The sequence below is a fragment of the Caldanaerobius fijiensis DSM 17918 genome (assembly GCF_900129075.1).
In the GTDB taxonomy this organism is placed as follows: domain Bacteria; phylum Bacillota; class Thermoanaerobacteria; order Thermoanaerobacterales; family Caldanaerobiaceae; genus Caldanaerobius; species Caldanaerobius fijiensis.
The window spans coordinates 23,396-38,956 of sequence record NZ_FQVH01000017.1; the positions used below are offsets into that span (position 1 = coordinate 23,396).

General features: G+C 40.5%; 13 protein-coding genes and 1 other annotated feature. Of the genes, 12 read left to right on the forward strand and 1 reads right to left on the reverse strand.

What is annotated here, in order from left to right; genetic code table 11:
• Positions 1-27: 27 nt before the first annotated feature.
• From BUB87_RS08055 to BUB87_RS08090, 8 genes are all read left to right on the forward strand, one after another.
• On the forward strand, positions 28-1,359 hold the full coding sequence (locus BUB87_RS08055) for an ABC transporter substrate-binding protein (RefSeq protein ID WP_073343829.1): 1,332 nt from the start codon (positions 28-30) through the stop codon (positions 1,357-1,359).
• Between the two features lie 85 nt (positions 1,360-1,444).
• Complete coding sequence (locus BUB87_RS08060; RefSeq protein ID WP_073343831.1) at positions 1,445-2,329, forward strand: carbohydrate ABC transporter permease; 885 nt, start codon at positions 1,445-1,447, stop codon at positions 2,327-2,329.
• Positions 2,329-3,156 (forward strand): carbohydrate ABC transporter permease, encoded by an 828-nt coding sequence (locus BUB87_RS08065; protein WP_073343834.1) that lies wholly within the window; start codon positions 2,329-2,331, stop codon positions 3,154-3,156. Before BUB87_RS08060 ends, BUB87_RS08065 begins: the two co-directional genes overlap by 1 nt.
• Before the next feature lie 20 nt (positions 3,157-3,176).
• The gene (locus BUB87_RS08070; protein ID WP_073343836.1) at positions 3,177-4,640 is read left to right on the forward strand and encodes a glycoside hydrolase family 32 protein; all 1,464 of its coding nucleotides are present in this window, start codon (positions 3,177-3,179) and stop codon (positions 4,638-4,640) included.
• 70 nt (positions 4,641-4,710) lie between these two features.
• Positions 4,711-5,667: a carbohydrate kinase family protein gene (locus BUB87_RS08075; RefSeq protein ID WP_073343839.1), complete on the forward strand. Its 957-nt coding sequence runs from the start codon at positions 4,711-4,713 to the stop codon at positions 5,665-5,667.
• Between the two features lie 10 nt (positions 5,668-5,677).
• Positions 5,678-7,150: a glycosyltransferase gene (locus BUB87_RS08080; protein WP_073343842.1), complete on the forward strand. Its 1,473-nt coding sequence runs from the start codon at positions 5,678-5,680 to the stop codon at positions 7,148-7,150.
• A 7-nt stretch (positions 7,151-7,157) separates the two neighbouring features.
• Positions 7,158-8,138, forward strand: coding sequence for a galactose-1-phosphate uridylyltransferase (gene galT / locus BUB87_RS08085; protein ID WP_084111051.1), 981 nt, complete (start codon positions 7,158-7,160; stop codon positions 8,136-8,138).
• Between the two features lie 208 nt (positions 8,139-8,346).
• Positions 8,347-9,324 (forward strand): LacI family DNA-binding transcriptional regulator, encoded by a 978-nt coding sequence (locus BUB87_RS08090; RefSeq protein ID WP_073343848.1) that lies wholly within the window; start codon positions 8,347-8,349, stop codon positions 9,322-9,324.
• 62 nt (positions 9,325-9,386) lie between these two features.
• Here the strand turns inward: BUB87_RS08090 and BUB87_RS08095 are convergent, their stop codons facing one another.
• Positions 9,387-10,865 carry a sodium/proline symporter gene (locus tag BUB87_RS08095; protein ID WP_073343851.1) on the reverse strand — a complete coding sequence of 493 codons (1,479 nt, stop codon included), beginning with the start codon at positions 10,863-10,865 and terminating at the stop codon, positions 9,387-9,389.
• A 253-nt stretch (positions 10,866-11,118) separates the two neighbouring features.
• On the opposite strand from BUB87_RS08095, the gene BUB87_RS08100 reads away from it, so the two are divergent.
• The 4 genes from BUB87_RS08100 (at position 11,119) to BUB87_RS08115 (ending at position 15,561) form a co-directional block, all read left to right on the forward strand.
• A complete protein-coding gene (locus BUB87_RS08100; RefSeq protein WP_073343854.1) occupies positions 11,119-12,090 on the forward strand; it encodes an ROK family protein in 972 nt (323 codons plus the stop codon).
• A gap of 130 nt (positions 12,091-12,220) precedes the next feature.
• Positions 12,221-12,452, forward strand: a binding site (T-box leader).
• A gap of 3 nt (positions 12,453-12,455) precedes the next feature.
• The gene (ilvN, locus tag BUB87_RS08105) at positions 12,456-13,028 is read left to right on the forward strand and encodes an acetolactate synthase small subunit (protein WP_407641832.1); all 573 of its coding nucleotides are present in this window, start codon (positions 12,456-12,458) and stop codon (positions 13,026-13,028) included.
• Positions 13,009-14,004 carry a ketol-acid reductoisomerase gene (gene ilvC, locus BUB87_RS08110; protein WP_073343859.1) on the forward strand — a complete coding sequence of 332 codons (996 nt, stop codon included), beginning with the start codon at positions 13,009-13,011 and terminating at the stop codon, positions 14,002-14,004. The genes ilvN and ilvC overlap by 20 nt, the downstream gene beginning before the upstream one ends.
• Before the next feature lie 15 nt (positions 14,005-14,019).
• The gene (locus tag BUB87_RS08115; protein WP_073343861.1) at positions 14,020-15,561 is read left to right on the forward strand and encodes a 2-isopropylmalate synthase; all 1,542 of its coding nucleotides are present in this window, start codon (positions 14,020-14,022) and stop codon (positions 15,559-15,561) included.

Genomic DNA, 15,561 nt, shown 5'->3' on the forward strand with positions numbered 1-15,561 from the left:
GGTACCAATAAGTGAAAGGAGAGTATTATGAAAAAGTCAAAAATTTTATCAATCGTATTGTCAGCCGCTTTATTAGTTTCACTTCTGGCGGGTTGCAGTACAAAAAGTAGCAACACAGGGAACAGCAATACAACAACATCCGCCAAAGGTTCAGAAACCGTTAAAATTACTTTTCTAAACTCCAAGGGAGAAATTCAAACCCAGTTAGAAGATGCAGCTAAAGCTTTTACCAAAGAGAATCCCAACATAACAGTTGAGGTACTTCCTGCACCAGCCGGTCAGTCGCCTTTTGAAAAGGTTATGGCGATGTATTCTGCAGGCAATGCCCCCACATTGGCGATGCTGGATCCGGGTGATATAGCTAAATTCAAAGATAAATTTTTAGATCTAAGCGGTGAGAAATGGGTTGCGGATGCGATCGATTGGACTTTAAGTGTAGCCAGAGTAGATGGGAAGGTTATTGCATTTCCATTAGCAGTAGAGGGATATGGCTTTATTTACAATAAGGCTGTATTGGATAAGGCTTTCGGTGGGAACTTTGATCCAAAGTCAATAAGAACCAGAAATGATTTGGAGAATGCTTTTAAAAAGGTAGAAGCATCGGGCGTGAAAGCCCTTGAGATATCTCCGATGGACTGGTCTTTAGGCGCACACTTTTTGACAATAGCGTATGCCGACCAGTCGAAAGATCCTGCTCAAGTAGATAAATTCTTGGCAGATATGAAAGCAGGAAAAGTTGATTTAGCAAACAATAAAGTATTTAACGGTTTAATGGATACTTTCGATATGATGAAAAAATACAACATAGACAAAAATGATCCTCTATCTCCAACCTATGACAGAGGCCCTGAACTTATAGGAAAAGGGGAAGTCGGCTTCTGGTTTATGGGAAACTGGGCATGGCCTCAAATAAAGACTTTTGATACTAATGGTCAATATGGATTTATACCTGTGCCCATAAGCAATAATCCTGGCGACTATGGTAATTCACAGATAGCTGTAGGTCCATCGAAGTTTATAGGAATAGATAAGACACAGAACAATGCCGCTCAACAGGATGCCGCTAAGAAATTCTTGAATTGGTTAGTTTACAGCCAGGCAGGCCAGGATGCTCTTGTGAACAAAGCCAATGTTATACCTGCTTTTAAAAATATTACATTAGAGCCACAGGATCCCTTGGCCAAATCTATAAAACAGTATATGGAGGAAGGTAATACACTAAAATTGGAATTTAATACTATATTGCCTTCAGATCATTGGTCAAAGCTGGGTGCTTCTATGCAGAAATATTTGGCCGGCAAAATAGATCGCAAGGGCCTGATAGGCGAAATAACCGATTACTGGAAAAATGTAAAATAGGACGGTCAGAATATTGAATAACGGATAGCCATATGTGCCTATCCGTTATTCAATGTAAATGAGAATTTTAAGAAAGGGTGTTACAATGAATCAAGAGAAGAGTTTTTTAGATAAATTTAAAACTTATTTGATATTTGCTGGGCCAACAACTGTTGCATTTTTTACCGTGATAATATTTCCCTTCCTGTTTGGTATATATTTGACCTTTACTGATTGGAATGGGATATCTGGCTCGCATTCTTATGTAGGATTTTCAAATTACCTGCAAGTGTTTAAGGATAAGGTGTTTTGGACCTCATTTTTATTGACGATAAAATATGTATTTTTTACTGTGATACTTATTAACGTCATAGCGTTCTTTTTAGCGTATATATTGACAAGCGGTATCAGAGGCCAGAACTTTTTCAGAGCGGGGTTTTTTACTCCTAACCTGATTGGAGGAATATTATTAGGGTTCATATGGCAGTTTATATTTTCAAACATTTTGGTGTATTTAGGCAAAAAATTTAATATACCGATATTTTCCTCTTCATGGCTGTCAGATCCGAATAAGGCCTTTTGGACATTGGTGATTGTAACGGTCTGGCAGTATTCCGGGTATATGATGATAATATATATAGCGGGTTTTATGAATATTCCAAAGGACTTGCTAGAAGCAGCAAGCATAGATGGCGCTAATGCTTACCATAGATTGAGACACATAGTGCTCCCACTGATGATTCCATCGTTTACCGTTTGCGTATTCTTATCCTTACAGAGAGGTTTTATGGTTTACGATATCAACCTGTCCTTGACAAATGGGGGACCTTTTAAGAGCACTGAATTGATATCAATGTATGTATATAACACTGCATTCTTAAGTCAGCAATATGGTGTTGGTCAGGCAGAGGCCTTCTTCTTATTTTTAATGGTGGCAATTGTCACTCTGGCCCAGGTGTACTTTAGCAAGAAGATGGAGGTAGAGGCTTGATGAAAAGAAGCAATTTTATAGTTAATATAATAAAATTCGTGTTTTTAGGCGTCTTACTGGTATTGTATGTATTTCCTTTTTTCATAGTTTTAATTAATTCCTTTAAAGATAGAAAGGAAATACTTACCAACCCATTGGCATTGGCCAGTAAGCTTAACTTCAGCAATTATACAGAGGCCTTTAGTAAAATGAATTATATACACGGCTTTATAAATTCTTTAATTATTACGGTTTTTAGTGTCCTTCTTATTACAATTTTATCATCAATGACCGCTTATATATTTGCAAGGAAAAAGTGGAAGTTCAATCAATTTATGTTCTTCCTTATGGTAGCATCTATGATCATACCTTTTCAGGGTATAATGATACCACTTGTTAAAATATATGGTTCTATAGGCATGCTGAACAGTAAATGGGCGCTAATATATATGTATGTAGGCTTTGGTGCGTCTTTAGCGGTATTTATGTATCATGGATTTATTAAGAGTATACCTTTAGAGCTGGAAGAAGCAGCTATAATAGATGGATGCAATCAATTGCAAACCTATTTTAAAATCGTATTTCCTCTTTTAAAGCCAGTGACAATGACAATAGCAATACTGGATATTTTATGGATATGGAATGACTTCCTGCTGCCATCCCTGGTGTTGATGGTACCAGAACAGAGAACTTTACCGTTATCCGTTTTTTATTTCTATGGGACCTATACAATTGAGTACGGGCTTGCTACGGCAGGGCTTGTGCTGGCGATAATTCCGGTTATAATTGTATATATAATAATGCAGAAACATATTATAAAAGGCGTTTTACAGGGTTCAATAAAATAAAGCATTGGAGATGAGATTATATGAATAAATTGGATGAAGCCGAAAAGTATATAAAGGCTAATAAGGAAAGATTAAATAAGCAGTATAGATTAGAATATCATCTTATGGGTGAATATGGATGGATCAATGATCCCAATGGATTTATTCAGTACAAAGGTAAGTATCACTTATTTTATCAGCATTATCCCTTTGATGCGGTTTGGGGTCCCATGCATTGGGGACATGCCATCAGCGAGGATCTGATCAAATGGCACTATGCGCCATTAGCTTTGGCGCCGGACGAAGAATACGATAAAGATGGTTGCTTTTCAGGCAGCGCCATTGAGAAGGATGATAAGCTATATCTTGTGTATACCGGCAATATACACACAGGTGCTGATGGAGGAGAGTATAAGCAGGTGCAGAACCTTGCCTATTCAGAGGATGGAGTGCATTTTAAAAAGTATGATAAAAATCCTGTAATAGGACAGGAACAGATACCAGAGAGAGCCAGTAAAAGAGATTTCAGGGATCCAAAGGTATTCAAAAAAGGCCAATATTACTATGTGGTGCTGGGATCAAATGACGGAATGGGCAATGGCCAGGTGTTATTGTACAGGTCGTTGGATCTAAAGCAGTGGGAATTTGTAAATATTTTAGCTAAAGGCGATGAAACCATGGGGTATAATTGGGAGTGCCCGGATTTGTTTGAACTGGATGGGAAAGGCGTACTCATTGTATCGGCTCAACACATGAAGGCTAGAGGAAATGACTTTAATAATCCCAATTCAGTCATCTATTTTATTGGAGACCTGGACATAGAAAAAGGTGTATTTCAGCTTGGCGATTGTCATGCTGTGGATTATGGTTTTGATTTTTATGCGCCGCAAACTACCCTTGATAAACTTGGAAGAAGGCTTATAGTGGCATGGATGGATATGTGGGAGATGCCTATGCCGACACAAGAAAGAGGCCACAATTGGGCAGGAGCTATGACGCTGCCAAGGGAGATCGTAAGGGTTGGAGATAGATTGTACTTTAAGCCCATTGAAGAAATAAAGAACTATAGAAAAAATCATTACCATTTGAGAAACATTAAAATAAATGGAGAAAAGTACTTAGATACCATCAGCGAATGCTATGAGCTTGAAATAGAGTTTGATGCTGGTGAAGCAAGGGAATTTGGCGTCAAGGTAAGAAAAGGAAAAGAGGAAGAGACAATTTTATGCTACAGCAGAGATGAAAGCCTGTTTATATTTAACCGCGACAAATCCGGGATAGGGCCAAAAGGAGAAAGAAAAACAAATATAGCATTAAAAAATAATAAGCTAAAGCTCAGAATATTTGTCGACAGATGCTCCGTCGAGGTATTTATAAATGATGGGGAAAAAACGATGACCGGAAGAATATATCCCGGCAAAGAATCACTGAACATATCAGTGTTTTCTAAAGGAGAGTGTAGCATTACTCGTTTAGACAAATGGGATATCGCCGTATTGCCGTAGGTATATTAACAGATTGATGTATCTTTTTGAGTTATAAATACTAAAATAAAGGAGCAATTTGGAGGATGTTATGTTAGATTTTAATGACAGTATAAAATTTGATGAGAAAGAAAATGACCTTTTAACCGTAGGTGAAATGTTGGTAGATATGATTTCAGCTGATTATAGTGAAGATTTTGAATGTGACACATACAATAAATTTTTTGGCGGTTCTCCGGCAAATATCGCTATGAATGCCAGGAGGTTAGGGATAAAGTCAATAATTGCTTCAGCAGTGGGGAAAGATGGATTGGGTGACTTCTTAATAAAACGCCTGGAGCAATGTGGAATTGATACCAGCTATATAAATAGAGTTGACTGTTCTACGAGCATGGTATTGGTCACCAAGAGTAAAAGCAGTCCTACGCCTATTTTTTATAGGGCAGCGGATTATAACATAGTGTATTCGAAGCAGCTTGAGCAAGCGGTACAAAACTCTAAAATAGTGCACTTCTCAAGCTGGCCTATTTCAAGAAAACCAGCAAGGGATACTATAGAAGCGATAATAGAAGAAGCTAGAAGGAATAAGGTATTGTTATGCTATGACCCAAACTATCATCCGATGATCTGGGAAAAGGGCCATGATGGATTAAGCTATATAAAATCCATTATAGGCAAGGTTGACATAGTGAAGCCATCAGAGGATGATGCCAGGAGGATATTTGGCGAGGATACTCCGGAGAACCAGCTTAACAAGTTTTTAGGTCTGGGAGCTAAGTTAGTAATAATGACGCTGGGCAAAAATGGAGCTATAGTATCCAATGGCAGGGAAACAAAGAAATTCAATACGCTGGCCACTGAGGTAGTTGATACCACAGGGGCAGGTGATGCTTTCTGGTCCGGTTTTTACAGTGGCCTGATAAAAGGCTATACGCTGGAAAAGTCCCTTAAGCTGGGCTTTGCGGTAAGTGCTTATAAATTGAGATACACAGGAGCCGTTGTCGAATTGCCAAATTTAGAAGAGATAAAAATCCTGTTTGGTATATAGGAGGCAGATTATGCATATAGCGTTTTTTAATCCACAGGGGAACTTTGACAGGAAAGATTCTCACTGGACTGAACATCCGGATTTTGGGGGGCAGCTGGTTTATGTTAAGGAGGTTGCTATTGCTATAGCAAAGCAGGGACACAGGGTAGATATAATAACGAGAAAAATTGACGATCCCGATTGGCCTGAATTTAAAGAAACCTTAGACCATTACGATGGAATAGAAAATATAAACATAATACGGATACCCTGCGGTCCTGCAAGTTTTTTGCCGAAGGAACAGCTATGGCAGTATCTTAATGAATGGGTAGACAATATATTGCTGTATTACAGAAATGAAGGGAGCATGCCTGATTTTGTAACAACCCATTATGGCGATGGAGGAATTGCCGGAGCATTATTTAAAGAAAAAACAGGAATACCTTTCTCTTTTACAGCTCATTCTTTAGGTGCCCAGAAAATGGATAAGTTGAAGGTAACCCCGGTAAATTTTGATGAAATGGAAAATAAATATAGGTTTTCTAAAAGGATATTAGCAGAGAGAACTGCTATGTTAAATTCTTCGATAATATATGTGTCTACAAGCCAGGAAATGGATGAACAGTATGTTCATCCATTGTATAAAGGAGCGGGAGATGTGAACAACCCGGAAAAGTTCAGAGTAGTTCCACCAGGGGTCAATACAAAGATCTTTAGTGCTTGCGGAGAAAATCCTGAAGAAGACCGTGTGAGAAACTATGTAAAGGCTATGTTTGAGCGGGATTTAGATGAAGGCAGAAGAGGGCTTCCTGCAATAGTAGTATCCAGCAGATTAGATCCTAAGAAAAATCATGTGGCATTGGTAAAGGCATATGCTGAAAGCAAAGAACTACAGGGAAGGGCCAATTTAGTAATTACTTTGAGAGGTATAGAAAATGCTTTTGCGGATTATTCAAAAGCAACAGAAGAGGAAAAAAAGATATTGGATGAGATAATGGCTATCATAAGAGAAAATGACTTGATGGGCAAGGTATCAATGTTCAGTATAAATGGCCAAGATCAACTTGCTGCTTGTTATAGAGAATTGGCAAGAAGAAGATCCGTATTCTGCTTAACAGCGGTATATGAACCCTTTGGATTGGCGCCTATAGAGGCTATGAGCTGTGGACTTCCGGCGGTGGTCACGAAATATGGCGGGCCCAGTGATGTACTCTACGAAAACGGAAAGAGATATGGTGTGCTTATAGATGTGTTTGATTTAAAGGATATAGCAAGAGGACTGGTTGAGGCCTTTGATAATTATGAATATTATAAAAAGCAGGGTATGCATAGAGTGGCAAGCAAATATACATGGGATGCTACTGCTAATGGGTATTTAGATGCGATAGTTAACATGGATAAAAATGATTTTAGTTCAAACGTGGAAGTGCCCTATTGGTTTAAAAACAATGATTTAGAGGATAATTCTATAAGTTGGCTGAGAAAAAATTATTTTGGCAGGTGATAGATATATGCCAGAGATACGACAAGACCCCTTTACAGATAAAATGGTAATTATAGCCAAAGAAAGAGAGAAAAGACCTTTAGATTTAAAAGACATGAATAGCAAAGAAAATAGCATTTCAAGTCATAGCGAGAAATGTCCCTTTTGTATTGGTAATGAGCATATCACTCCAACGGAGGTAGGAAGAATTGAAAGAGATGGTGAATGGAAGGTTAGGGTGGTTCCTAATAAATTTCCAATACTTTCTCCAGATGAATCTATAATGGATAAATCTGATTTTTACCGCTGCAGTTCTGGTTATGGCTTTCACGAAGTGATTATTGAAACCATGAGGCACGATGGAAGTTTCTTCAATATGAGCCTTCAGGAATTTAATGATTATCTTCAAATGCTCGTGGAGAGGTATCATGCGTTAAAGAAGAGCGAGAAGGTAAAGTATATAAGTATATATAAAAATTACTTAAAAAATGCAGGAGCTTCTTTAGAACATCCTCATAGCCAGATATTAACAATGCCTATCGTGCCGCCAGATATATCAAGGGAAATGGATAATGCTAAAAAATACTATAGGGAAAAAGGTCATTCCCTTCATGATATGATAATGAGCTATGAACGAGAAAAAAATGAGAGATTTATACATGAAAGTACCAATTTTATGATCATTGCTCCATATGCCTCCATGTACAATAACGAAATTGAAATAATAAATAAAGACAATGGTAAATTTGAGGAAATGGGTTCAAAGAAAATAGAAGAGCTAGCAGCTTTGCTTAAGAAGCTTTTTCAAAGGATGTATGCAGTATTGGGTGAATTCCCTTTCAATATGTTTTTTCATACTCATGCTGTTGATGAAAAGGCGACAGAATATTATAAGTGGCATATTCATGTGACTCCCAGAATGTCTTATCAGGCAGGTTTTGAACTGGCTACAGGTGTATTCGTAAATGCTGTTGCCCCGGAGAGTGTAGCCCAGATGCTAAAATGGTAAAACACTGATGTATGATATAACGTCTTTTTATAAATCCTGATATAGATAAATGCCTTATGTTGAATTATAATAAATATATGTACTTATTTTTGCATATCTAAGCGGCAAGAAATGCCAGGTCAGCTTTTTTGAATGGTTACAGTATTTGTACAATAAAAACCGTGATGATGTGAGAAAACCAAAGAATATGAGAGGGGAGGTGCTTTAAATAGCGACTATTAAGGATGTAGCGAAAAAGGCCGGTGTTACTGTTACAACAGTGTCAAGGGTTTTAAACAATAGGGGCTATATAAGTGAGGCTACGAGGAAAAAGGTTTATAAAGCTATGGAGGAGTTGAACTATCAACCCAATGAGCTGGCCAGGTCATTATATAGGAGAAAATCAAATTTAATAGGGGTATTGATACCAAGTGTATCTCACCCATTTTTTGGCCAGCTCACTTATTATATAGAATATTACGCTCATGAAGCCGGTTATAAGATATTACTATGCAATTCGGGACAGGACAGTGTAAAAGAGAAGGAATATATAGACATGTTAAAAAGGCACCAGGTAGATGGTATAATCATGGGAAGCCATACCCTTGATGTGGAACAATACGCAAATATTAATTTACCGATAGTTGCCATAGACAGACACCTTTCTGACGATATACCGTATATTTCATCAGATAACTATCATGGAGGTGTTTTGGCTACTGAGCTTTTACTGAAAAAAGGCTGCAAGAAGGTTGCACACATAAGTGGACCGTTAATATTGAATACTCCAGCAAATAATCGCTATAAGGCTTTCAAAGATGTGGTGACAAAAGAAAATGTTGAGCATTTTGTAGTTGAAACTAAGCTAAATAAATTTGAAATCGATGAATATATAAGATTAGGGACAGAGCTATTGGAAGCACATCCGGATATTGATGGGATATTTGCTAGCAGCGACATGATTGCGGCAGCTATAATTAATGTGGCGAGGATTTTAAATAAAAAAATTCCAGAAGAACTAAAGGTTGTAGGCTATGACGACATAGAACTTGCAGCTCTTATAGTTCCTCCACTGACCACCATAAGACAGCCTATTAAGGAAATAGCAAAAAAGGCTATTGAATTAATTTTAGATCAGGTAGACGGGAAAAAAGTAGCGACAGAAAATATTTTACCGATAACCCTGATAGAAAGGGAGACGACATAATAACCTGATTGGGGCTATTCCTTGGGGGAGGAAAGCCTCCCCACACAGGTTTTCATTTATTCTTACAATTCTTCTGCCACGCCTTTGACGAAGGATTTATGGGCGTCGGGCACATCCTGCGTCAAAAGGCTGACTGTAGGTACGGCAATCATGGATACGGCCATGGATATAGCGCCCAGCTGCGGTGCCATTCCGGCATTGAATTTAAATACCAATGCCAGTATTACTGATGTGGCAAAGCCAGATATAAATCCTGCAAAAGCACCGGATCTGGTGGTGCGTTTCCAGTACAGGCCGTAAAAGTATGGAGCCAGGAATGATCCCGACACGGTACCCCAAGAAAATGACATCAGTGATAGTATTACCGTTTGTCGATTTGTGGCTATGACAACTGATGCGATGATAAAGATAAGGCACAATAACCTCATTATCAGGGTTTCTGTGCTATTTTTTATGCCAGGTTTGATTTCTCGCAGCAGGTCCATAGAGATGGCAGAACTGGATACCAGGACCAATGATGCTAGAGTCGACATAGATGCTGACAGGATTAATATGGCCAATAATCCTAAGAGCCAGTCGGGAAAAGCTTTCATGGCTACAATAGGCATGATCATATCCATATCGGGTTTGCCTGTAGCAGCGTTTATTGGTATCTGATTATTGAGGAACAGTCTGCCAAACGCTCCGATAAAATAGGCGCCTCCTGCTACGATTAATGCAAATGCTGTTGATATGATGGTAGCCCGTTTGACAGCTTCATCGTCTTTTATGGTATAGAATTTGTGTATCATCTGAGGTAGTCCCCAGCTGCCTATACTGGTGAGTATTACTAATGACATAAGGGCAGAAAAACCTCCTGGTCCAACAGGTGCTACAAGTCTGCTATCTATATGAGCCAATTTCTCAAGGCCTGAGGACAGGCCGCCTACATGGGGGTTAAGCAATACAAATGCGACCATGACTATGGTGCCCATAAGCATTATAATGCCCTGGACAAAATCGTTAGTGGCGGTGGCCACATATCCGCCAAGCGTCAGGTATACAGCCGTCAACAATGCCATTGCCAGTATGCCGTATGTGAACGGGACATGAAATACTGCCTCAAAAAGGTATGTTAAGCCCTGATAGACCGATGCAGAATATGGCACAAGGAATATAAATATTATCAGCGCAGAGAGAATCTTTAAGGTTTTGCTGCCATATCTCTTTTCAAAAAACTCGGGCATTGTAGATATGTTTAATCTGTGGGTTACTTCACGGGTTTTTTTGGCCAGGACAAGCCATGCGGCAAGGCTCCCCAGCAACGCATTTCCTATGCCTATCCATATAGCAGATAAACCAAATCCCCAGCCTATTCTACCCGCGTAGCCTATGAAAATAACTGCAGAGAAATAGGTCGTGCCGTAAGCGAAAGCGGACATCCATGGTCCTATCTTACGTCCGCCCAGGAAAAAGTCATTCACAGAAGAGATCTTCCTCATGCTGATTAACCCTATAACCAGCATAATGAGAAAGTATGCAGCAATAAATACATATTTCATTTTTTACCTACCGTCCTCCCATCCTAAAATTTTTTTATGAGAACCTACCGTCCTACCAGAAGCTACAGAAAATTATCACATCCTTTTTTTAAGATATAATGTGCATCTACAGCAAATGATGCTAATAATAAATAATATATTCGACAAGAGATGTTAATATCCTTCTTCAGTATTGAGAAATTTCCAATAAACAAATTATGGTATAATGGAGATTGGAAAACGGTTAGTTAATTATCAGAAAGGACTGATAATAATGGCGGACAGGTATTACATAGGTATTGACATAGGTGGCACAAAATTGGCCGTGTGTATTGCAGATGGTAAGGGTAAGATTTTAGACAAATTAAAAATGCCTTCAGAAGCCCATAAAGGCCCTGAGCAGATGATTGATAAGATGTTTTTGATGGCGGATGAACTTATGGGCAAGTACGGTATCAAGAGCCAGGATGTCGAGGCTTTTGGTATAAGCTGCGGTGGTCCACTGGATTCCAAAAGGGGCATTGTCATGTCGCCGCCCAATCTGCCGGGATGGGATAATGTGCATATAACGGAGATAATCCAGGAGCGCTATTCCAGGCCGGCATATCTCCAGAACGATGCCAACGCCTGTGCCCTGGCTGAATGGATGTATGGTGCAGGTCGAGGATATAAGAATGTCATATTTCTCACCTTCGGCACAGGCATGGGTGCGGGGCTGATACTGGACGGGCGGCTTTATTCCGGTACCAACGATATGGCAGGGGAGGTGGGCCATATAAGGTTGGCACCTTTCGGACCTGTGGGCTATGGAAAAGAAGGATCTTTCGAGGGATTTTGCAGCGGAGGTGGTATCGCCCAGATCGCTGCGGCAGAGGTTTTGAAGAGAAGGCAGATGGGGATGGAAGTGGAATTTGCCAGGGGGTTAGAGCCTGAAGAGCTAACGGCTAAGATTGTAGGGGAGGCGGCGGACAAAGGTGATGAGGTAGCCATAGAGATTCTGCGCATATCTGCCAACTTTTTAGGTCTGGGGATATCTATCCTTATTGATATATTGAATCCTGAAGTGATTATCATAGGCAGCATATATGCCAGAAGTATTAAGTTTTTCAAAGACATTGTGGAGGAAGTTATCAAAAAAGAGGCTTTGCAGCGCTCTGCTAGTGTGTGCAAGGTGGTACCAGCGATGCTGGGAGAGCAGCTGGGTGATTACGCCAGTATAGCTGTGGCCATGAACAGAGGCAGATGAGCTTTTTACAAAAAAAGTAGAGAAGAAATCGATAACATATGTGAAAATTTCAAAAAAATTCAGTTGACATTTCGCTCCATTGCTGTTAGAATAACTAGTAATCATTAAACACCTCAACGCATATCAATACATAAAAGCTATGAAGGAGACGGATATACACTTAAAAACTATAGAGAGCCGGGGTTGGTGGAAACCGGTGTTGCGGTGTATATCTAACTCACTCTGGAGCTGCATGGCTGAAGTGGTAGTAGGTCATGCCGTGCGCCTGCGTTAAAAGGTAAGGTTTTAAAACCTGATGAGGCCCATGTCGTGAGGCATGGGTGGATTAGGGTGGTACCGCGAGCTTAACCCTCGCCCCTATACGACTGTATAGGGGACGGGGGTTTTTTAATACACAAGGGGGTGATCTTATAAAGCATGTTTTAGCTGTTCTCGTAAATAACCATCCTGGTGTTTTATCAAGGGTGGCCGGTCTTTTCAGCAGGAGAGGCTTTAATATCGAAAGCCTCGCAGTAGGGACTACGGAAGATTCTGACATATCCAGGATAACCATCGTTGTGGATGGTGACGACTATGTGGTCAATCAAATATCTTTGCAGCTATATAAACTGGTGGATGTCATAAAGGTACAGGACTTATGCAAAACAGATTATGTGGGTAGAGAGCTGGTCTTATTTAAAGTAGCTTTTAATTCATCAAACAGAGACGATATCATGCATATCATCGAAATTTTTAGAGCCAGGGTCATAGATGTATCTAGAAATTCTATGGTAATAGAAGCCACAGGGGATCTGGAGAAAATAAGTGCTCTTGAAGAACTTTTGAGACAATTTGAAGTGCTGGAAATTGTGAGAACGGGTCTTGTTTCACTGGAACGAGGAGATAAAATCTTAAAAGATTATGAGGAGGAGATTAACGATGACAAGAATGTACTATGATGCGGATGCCAATTTGGATTTATTAAAAGGCAAGAAGATAGCGGTTATAGGCTATGGCAGCCAGGGAAGAGCCCATGCTTTAAATTTGAAGGACAGCGGTCTGGATGTGGTCGTAGGCTTATATAAGGGTAGCAAATCATGGGAAAAAGCCGAAAAGGATGGGCTTACGGTTATGGAGACGGCAGATGCGGCTAAAGCTGCTGATCTCATAATGATATTGATACCTGACGAAAAACAGGCTCAGATGTACAAAGATAGCATTGAAGCCAATTTAAAGGAAGGGGATATACTGGCTTTTGCCCACGGTTTTAATATTCACTTCCATCAGATAGTTCCTCCCGAATATGTAGACGTCATAATGATAGCACCGAAGGGGCCTGGACACCTTGTGAGAAGGGTTTATGAAGAAGGTATGGGAGTTCCTGATCTCATCGCTGTGTACCAGGACTTTTCGGGCAAAGCGAAGGATTATGCACTGGCTTACGCTAAAGGTATTGGCGGAACCAGGGCAGGGGTCATCGAGACCACGTTTAAAGAGGAAACAGAAACAGACCTCTTTGGCGAGCAGGCGGTTTTGTGCGGCGGCGTGACAGAGCTTATAAAGGCGGGCTTCGAAACCCTGGTTGAGGCAGGCTATCAGCCGGAGATTGCCTATTTTGAGTGTTTGCATGAGATGAAACTCATAGTGGACCTTATCTATGAAGGCGGATTTAGCAAGATGAGGTATTCTATAAGCGATACGGCGGAGTTCGGCGACTATATGACAGGTAAGAGAATAATTACTGAAGAGACCAGAAAAGAGATGAAGCAGGTGCTAAAAGAGATCCAGAATGGCGAATTCGCTAAAAAGTGGCTTTTAGAGAACAGGGTTGGCAGACCTGTATTCAATGCTATGAGAGAAAAGGAAAGAAATCAGCTTATTGAAAAAGTAGGTAGTGAATTGAGGAGCATGATGTCCTGGCTGAAAAAAGATTGATATGGGGGGATTTTAATGGGGGTCAGCGATGTAATCATATACGATACTACGCTGAGAGATGGAGAGCAAACACCTGGCGTAAATTTGAATGCCAAAGAGAAACTGGAGATTGCCAAACAGTTAAAAAACTTAAATGTTGACATCATAGAAGCAGGATTTCCTATTGCGTCCAATGGAGATTTTGAAGCTGTGAAATTAATCGCGAATGAGGTAAAGGGCGTTGGAGTATCAGCTCTGGCCCGGGCATCCAGGGCTGACATCGATAGAGCATATGAAGCGCTCAAAGGCGCTGAACGCCCAAGAATACATGTGTTTATCGCTACATCAGATATTCACCTTAAATACAAGCTGAAGATGAGCAGGGAAGAAGCGCTGAATAAGGCTGTAGAAATGGTGGCCTATGCCAAATCAAAGCTCCAGGATGTGCAGTTCTCTGCGGAGGATGCCACCAGAAGTGATTGGGATTATCTGGCGAAAGTTTATGAAAGCGTCATTGATGCAGGTGCTACTACCATAAATATACCGGATACAGTGGGATATACGACCCCCGGTGAATTTGCTCAGCTGATTGATTATCTGAAAACCCATGTGAAAAATATCGATAAAGTCGCCATAAGCGTCCATTGCCACAATGACCTGGGTCTTGCTGTAGCCAATTCTCTTACTGCAGCGTTAAATGGGGTAAGGCAGATAGAGGTTACCATAAACGGGCTTGGAGAAAGAGCTGGCAATGCCGCGCTGGAAGAAGTGGTGATGGCGTTAAATACGAGGAAGGATTATTACAAAAGAAATGTAAACATCAATACACAGCAGATATACAGGACCAGCAGGCTTGTAAGTACTTTGACAGGTATAAGCGTTCAGCCCAATAAAGCCATTGTAGGTGCCAACGCCTTTGCCCATGAGGCTGGAATACACCAGCATGGGGTCTTGAGCGAGAGGAGCACCTATGAGATAATGACGCCTGAGTCTATAGGTTTAAGCCATAGCAGTATCGTGCTGGGCAAGCACTCGGGAAGACATGCCTTTGAGGCCAGGCTGAAGGAGCTGGGTTACAATTTAGATCCGGAGGCTATAAATAAGGCTTTTGAGCGCTTTAAAGACCTGGCGGACAAGAAAAAAACCGTGCTGGATCAGGATATCGAAGCTATTGTTGAAAATAAATCTATAAGTGTGCCGGAAATCTATCAGCTGGAGTTTGTGCAGATATCTTCAGGCTCTAATATAACGCCTACGGCGACGGTAGGTATAAAGCGAGAAAATGAAGTTGTTCAGGCAGCGGAATGCGGTGATGGACCGGTGGATGCGGTGTTTAAGGCTATAGAAAAGGCTGTGGGTCAGGAAGTAGAGCTGGAGGATTATTTCTTGAAATCTGTCACAGGCGGCAAGGACGCTTTAGGCGAAGTAACTGTGAAAATCAGTAAAAACGGGAAGGTGTTCCTTGGCCATGGCTTGAGCATAGACGTGATAGAGGCCAGCGCCAGGGCTTTTGTAAACGCTATAAATCGAATGATGGTAGAACTTCCCGGCGATAAAAGCGATGGAGGTCGAGATTGA

Excerpts from the sequence above, each read along its gene's own strand:
- ilvC (WP_073343859.1), top strand. The coding sequence starts at position 13,009 with ATGACAAGAATGTACTATGATGCGGATGCCAATTTGGATTTATTAAAA.
- BUB87_RS08080 (WP_073343842.1), top strand. The coding sequence starts at position 5,678 with ATGCATATAGCGTTTTTTAATCCACAGGGGAACTTTGACAGGAAAGAT.
- BUB87_RS08100 (WP_073343854.1), top strand. The coding sequence starts at position 11,119 with ATGGCGGACAGGTATTACATAGGTATTGACATAGGTGGCACAAAATTG.
- BUB87_RS08065 (WP_073343834.1), top strand. The coding sequence starts at position 2,329 with ATGAAAAGAAGCAATTTTATAGTTAATATAATAAAATTCGTGTTTTTA.
- BUB87_RS08095 (WP_073343851.1), bottom strand. The coding sequence starts at position 10,865 with ATGAAATATGTATTTATTGCTGCATACTTTCTCATTATGCTGGTTATA.
- BUB87_RS08070 (WP_073343836.1), top strand. The coding sequence starts at position 3,177 with ATGAATAAATTGGATGAAGCCGAAAAGTATATAAAGGCTAATAAGGAA.
- BUB87_RS08075 (WP_073343839.1), top strand. The coding sequence starts at position 4,711 with ATGTTAGATTTTAATGACAGTATAAAATTTGATGAGAAAGAAAATGAC.
- BUB87_RS08060 (WP_073343831.1), top strand. The coding sequence starts at position 1,445 with ATGAATCAAGAGAAGAGTTTTTTAGATAAATTTAAAACTTATTTGATA.
- BUB87_RS08055 (WP_073343829.1), top strand. The coding sequence starts at position 28 with ATGAAAAAGTCAAAAATTTTATCAATCGTATTGTCAGCCGCTTTATTA.
- BUB87_RS08115 (WP_073343861.1), top strand. The coding sequence starts at position 14,020 with ATGGGGGTCAGCGATGTAATCATATACGATACTACGCTGAGAGATGGA.
- galT (WP_084111051.1), top strand. The coding sequence starts at position 7,158 with ATGCCAGAGATACGACAAGACCCCTTTACAGATAAAATGGTAATTATA.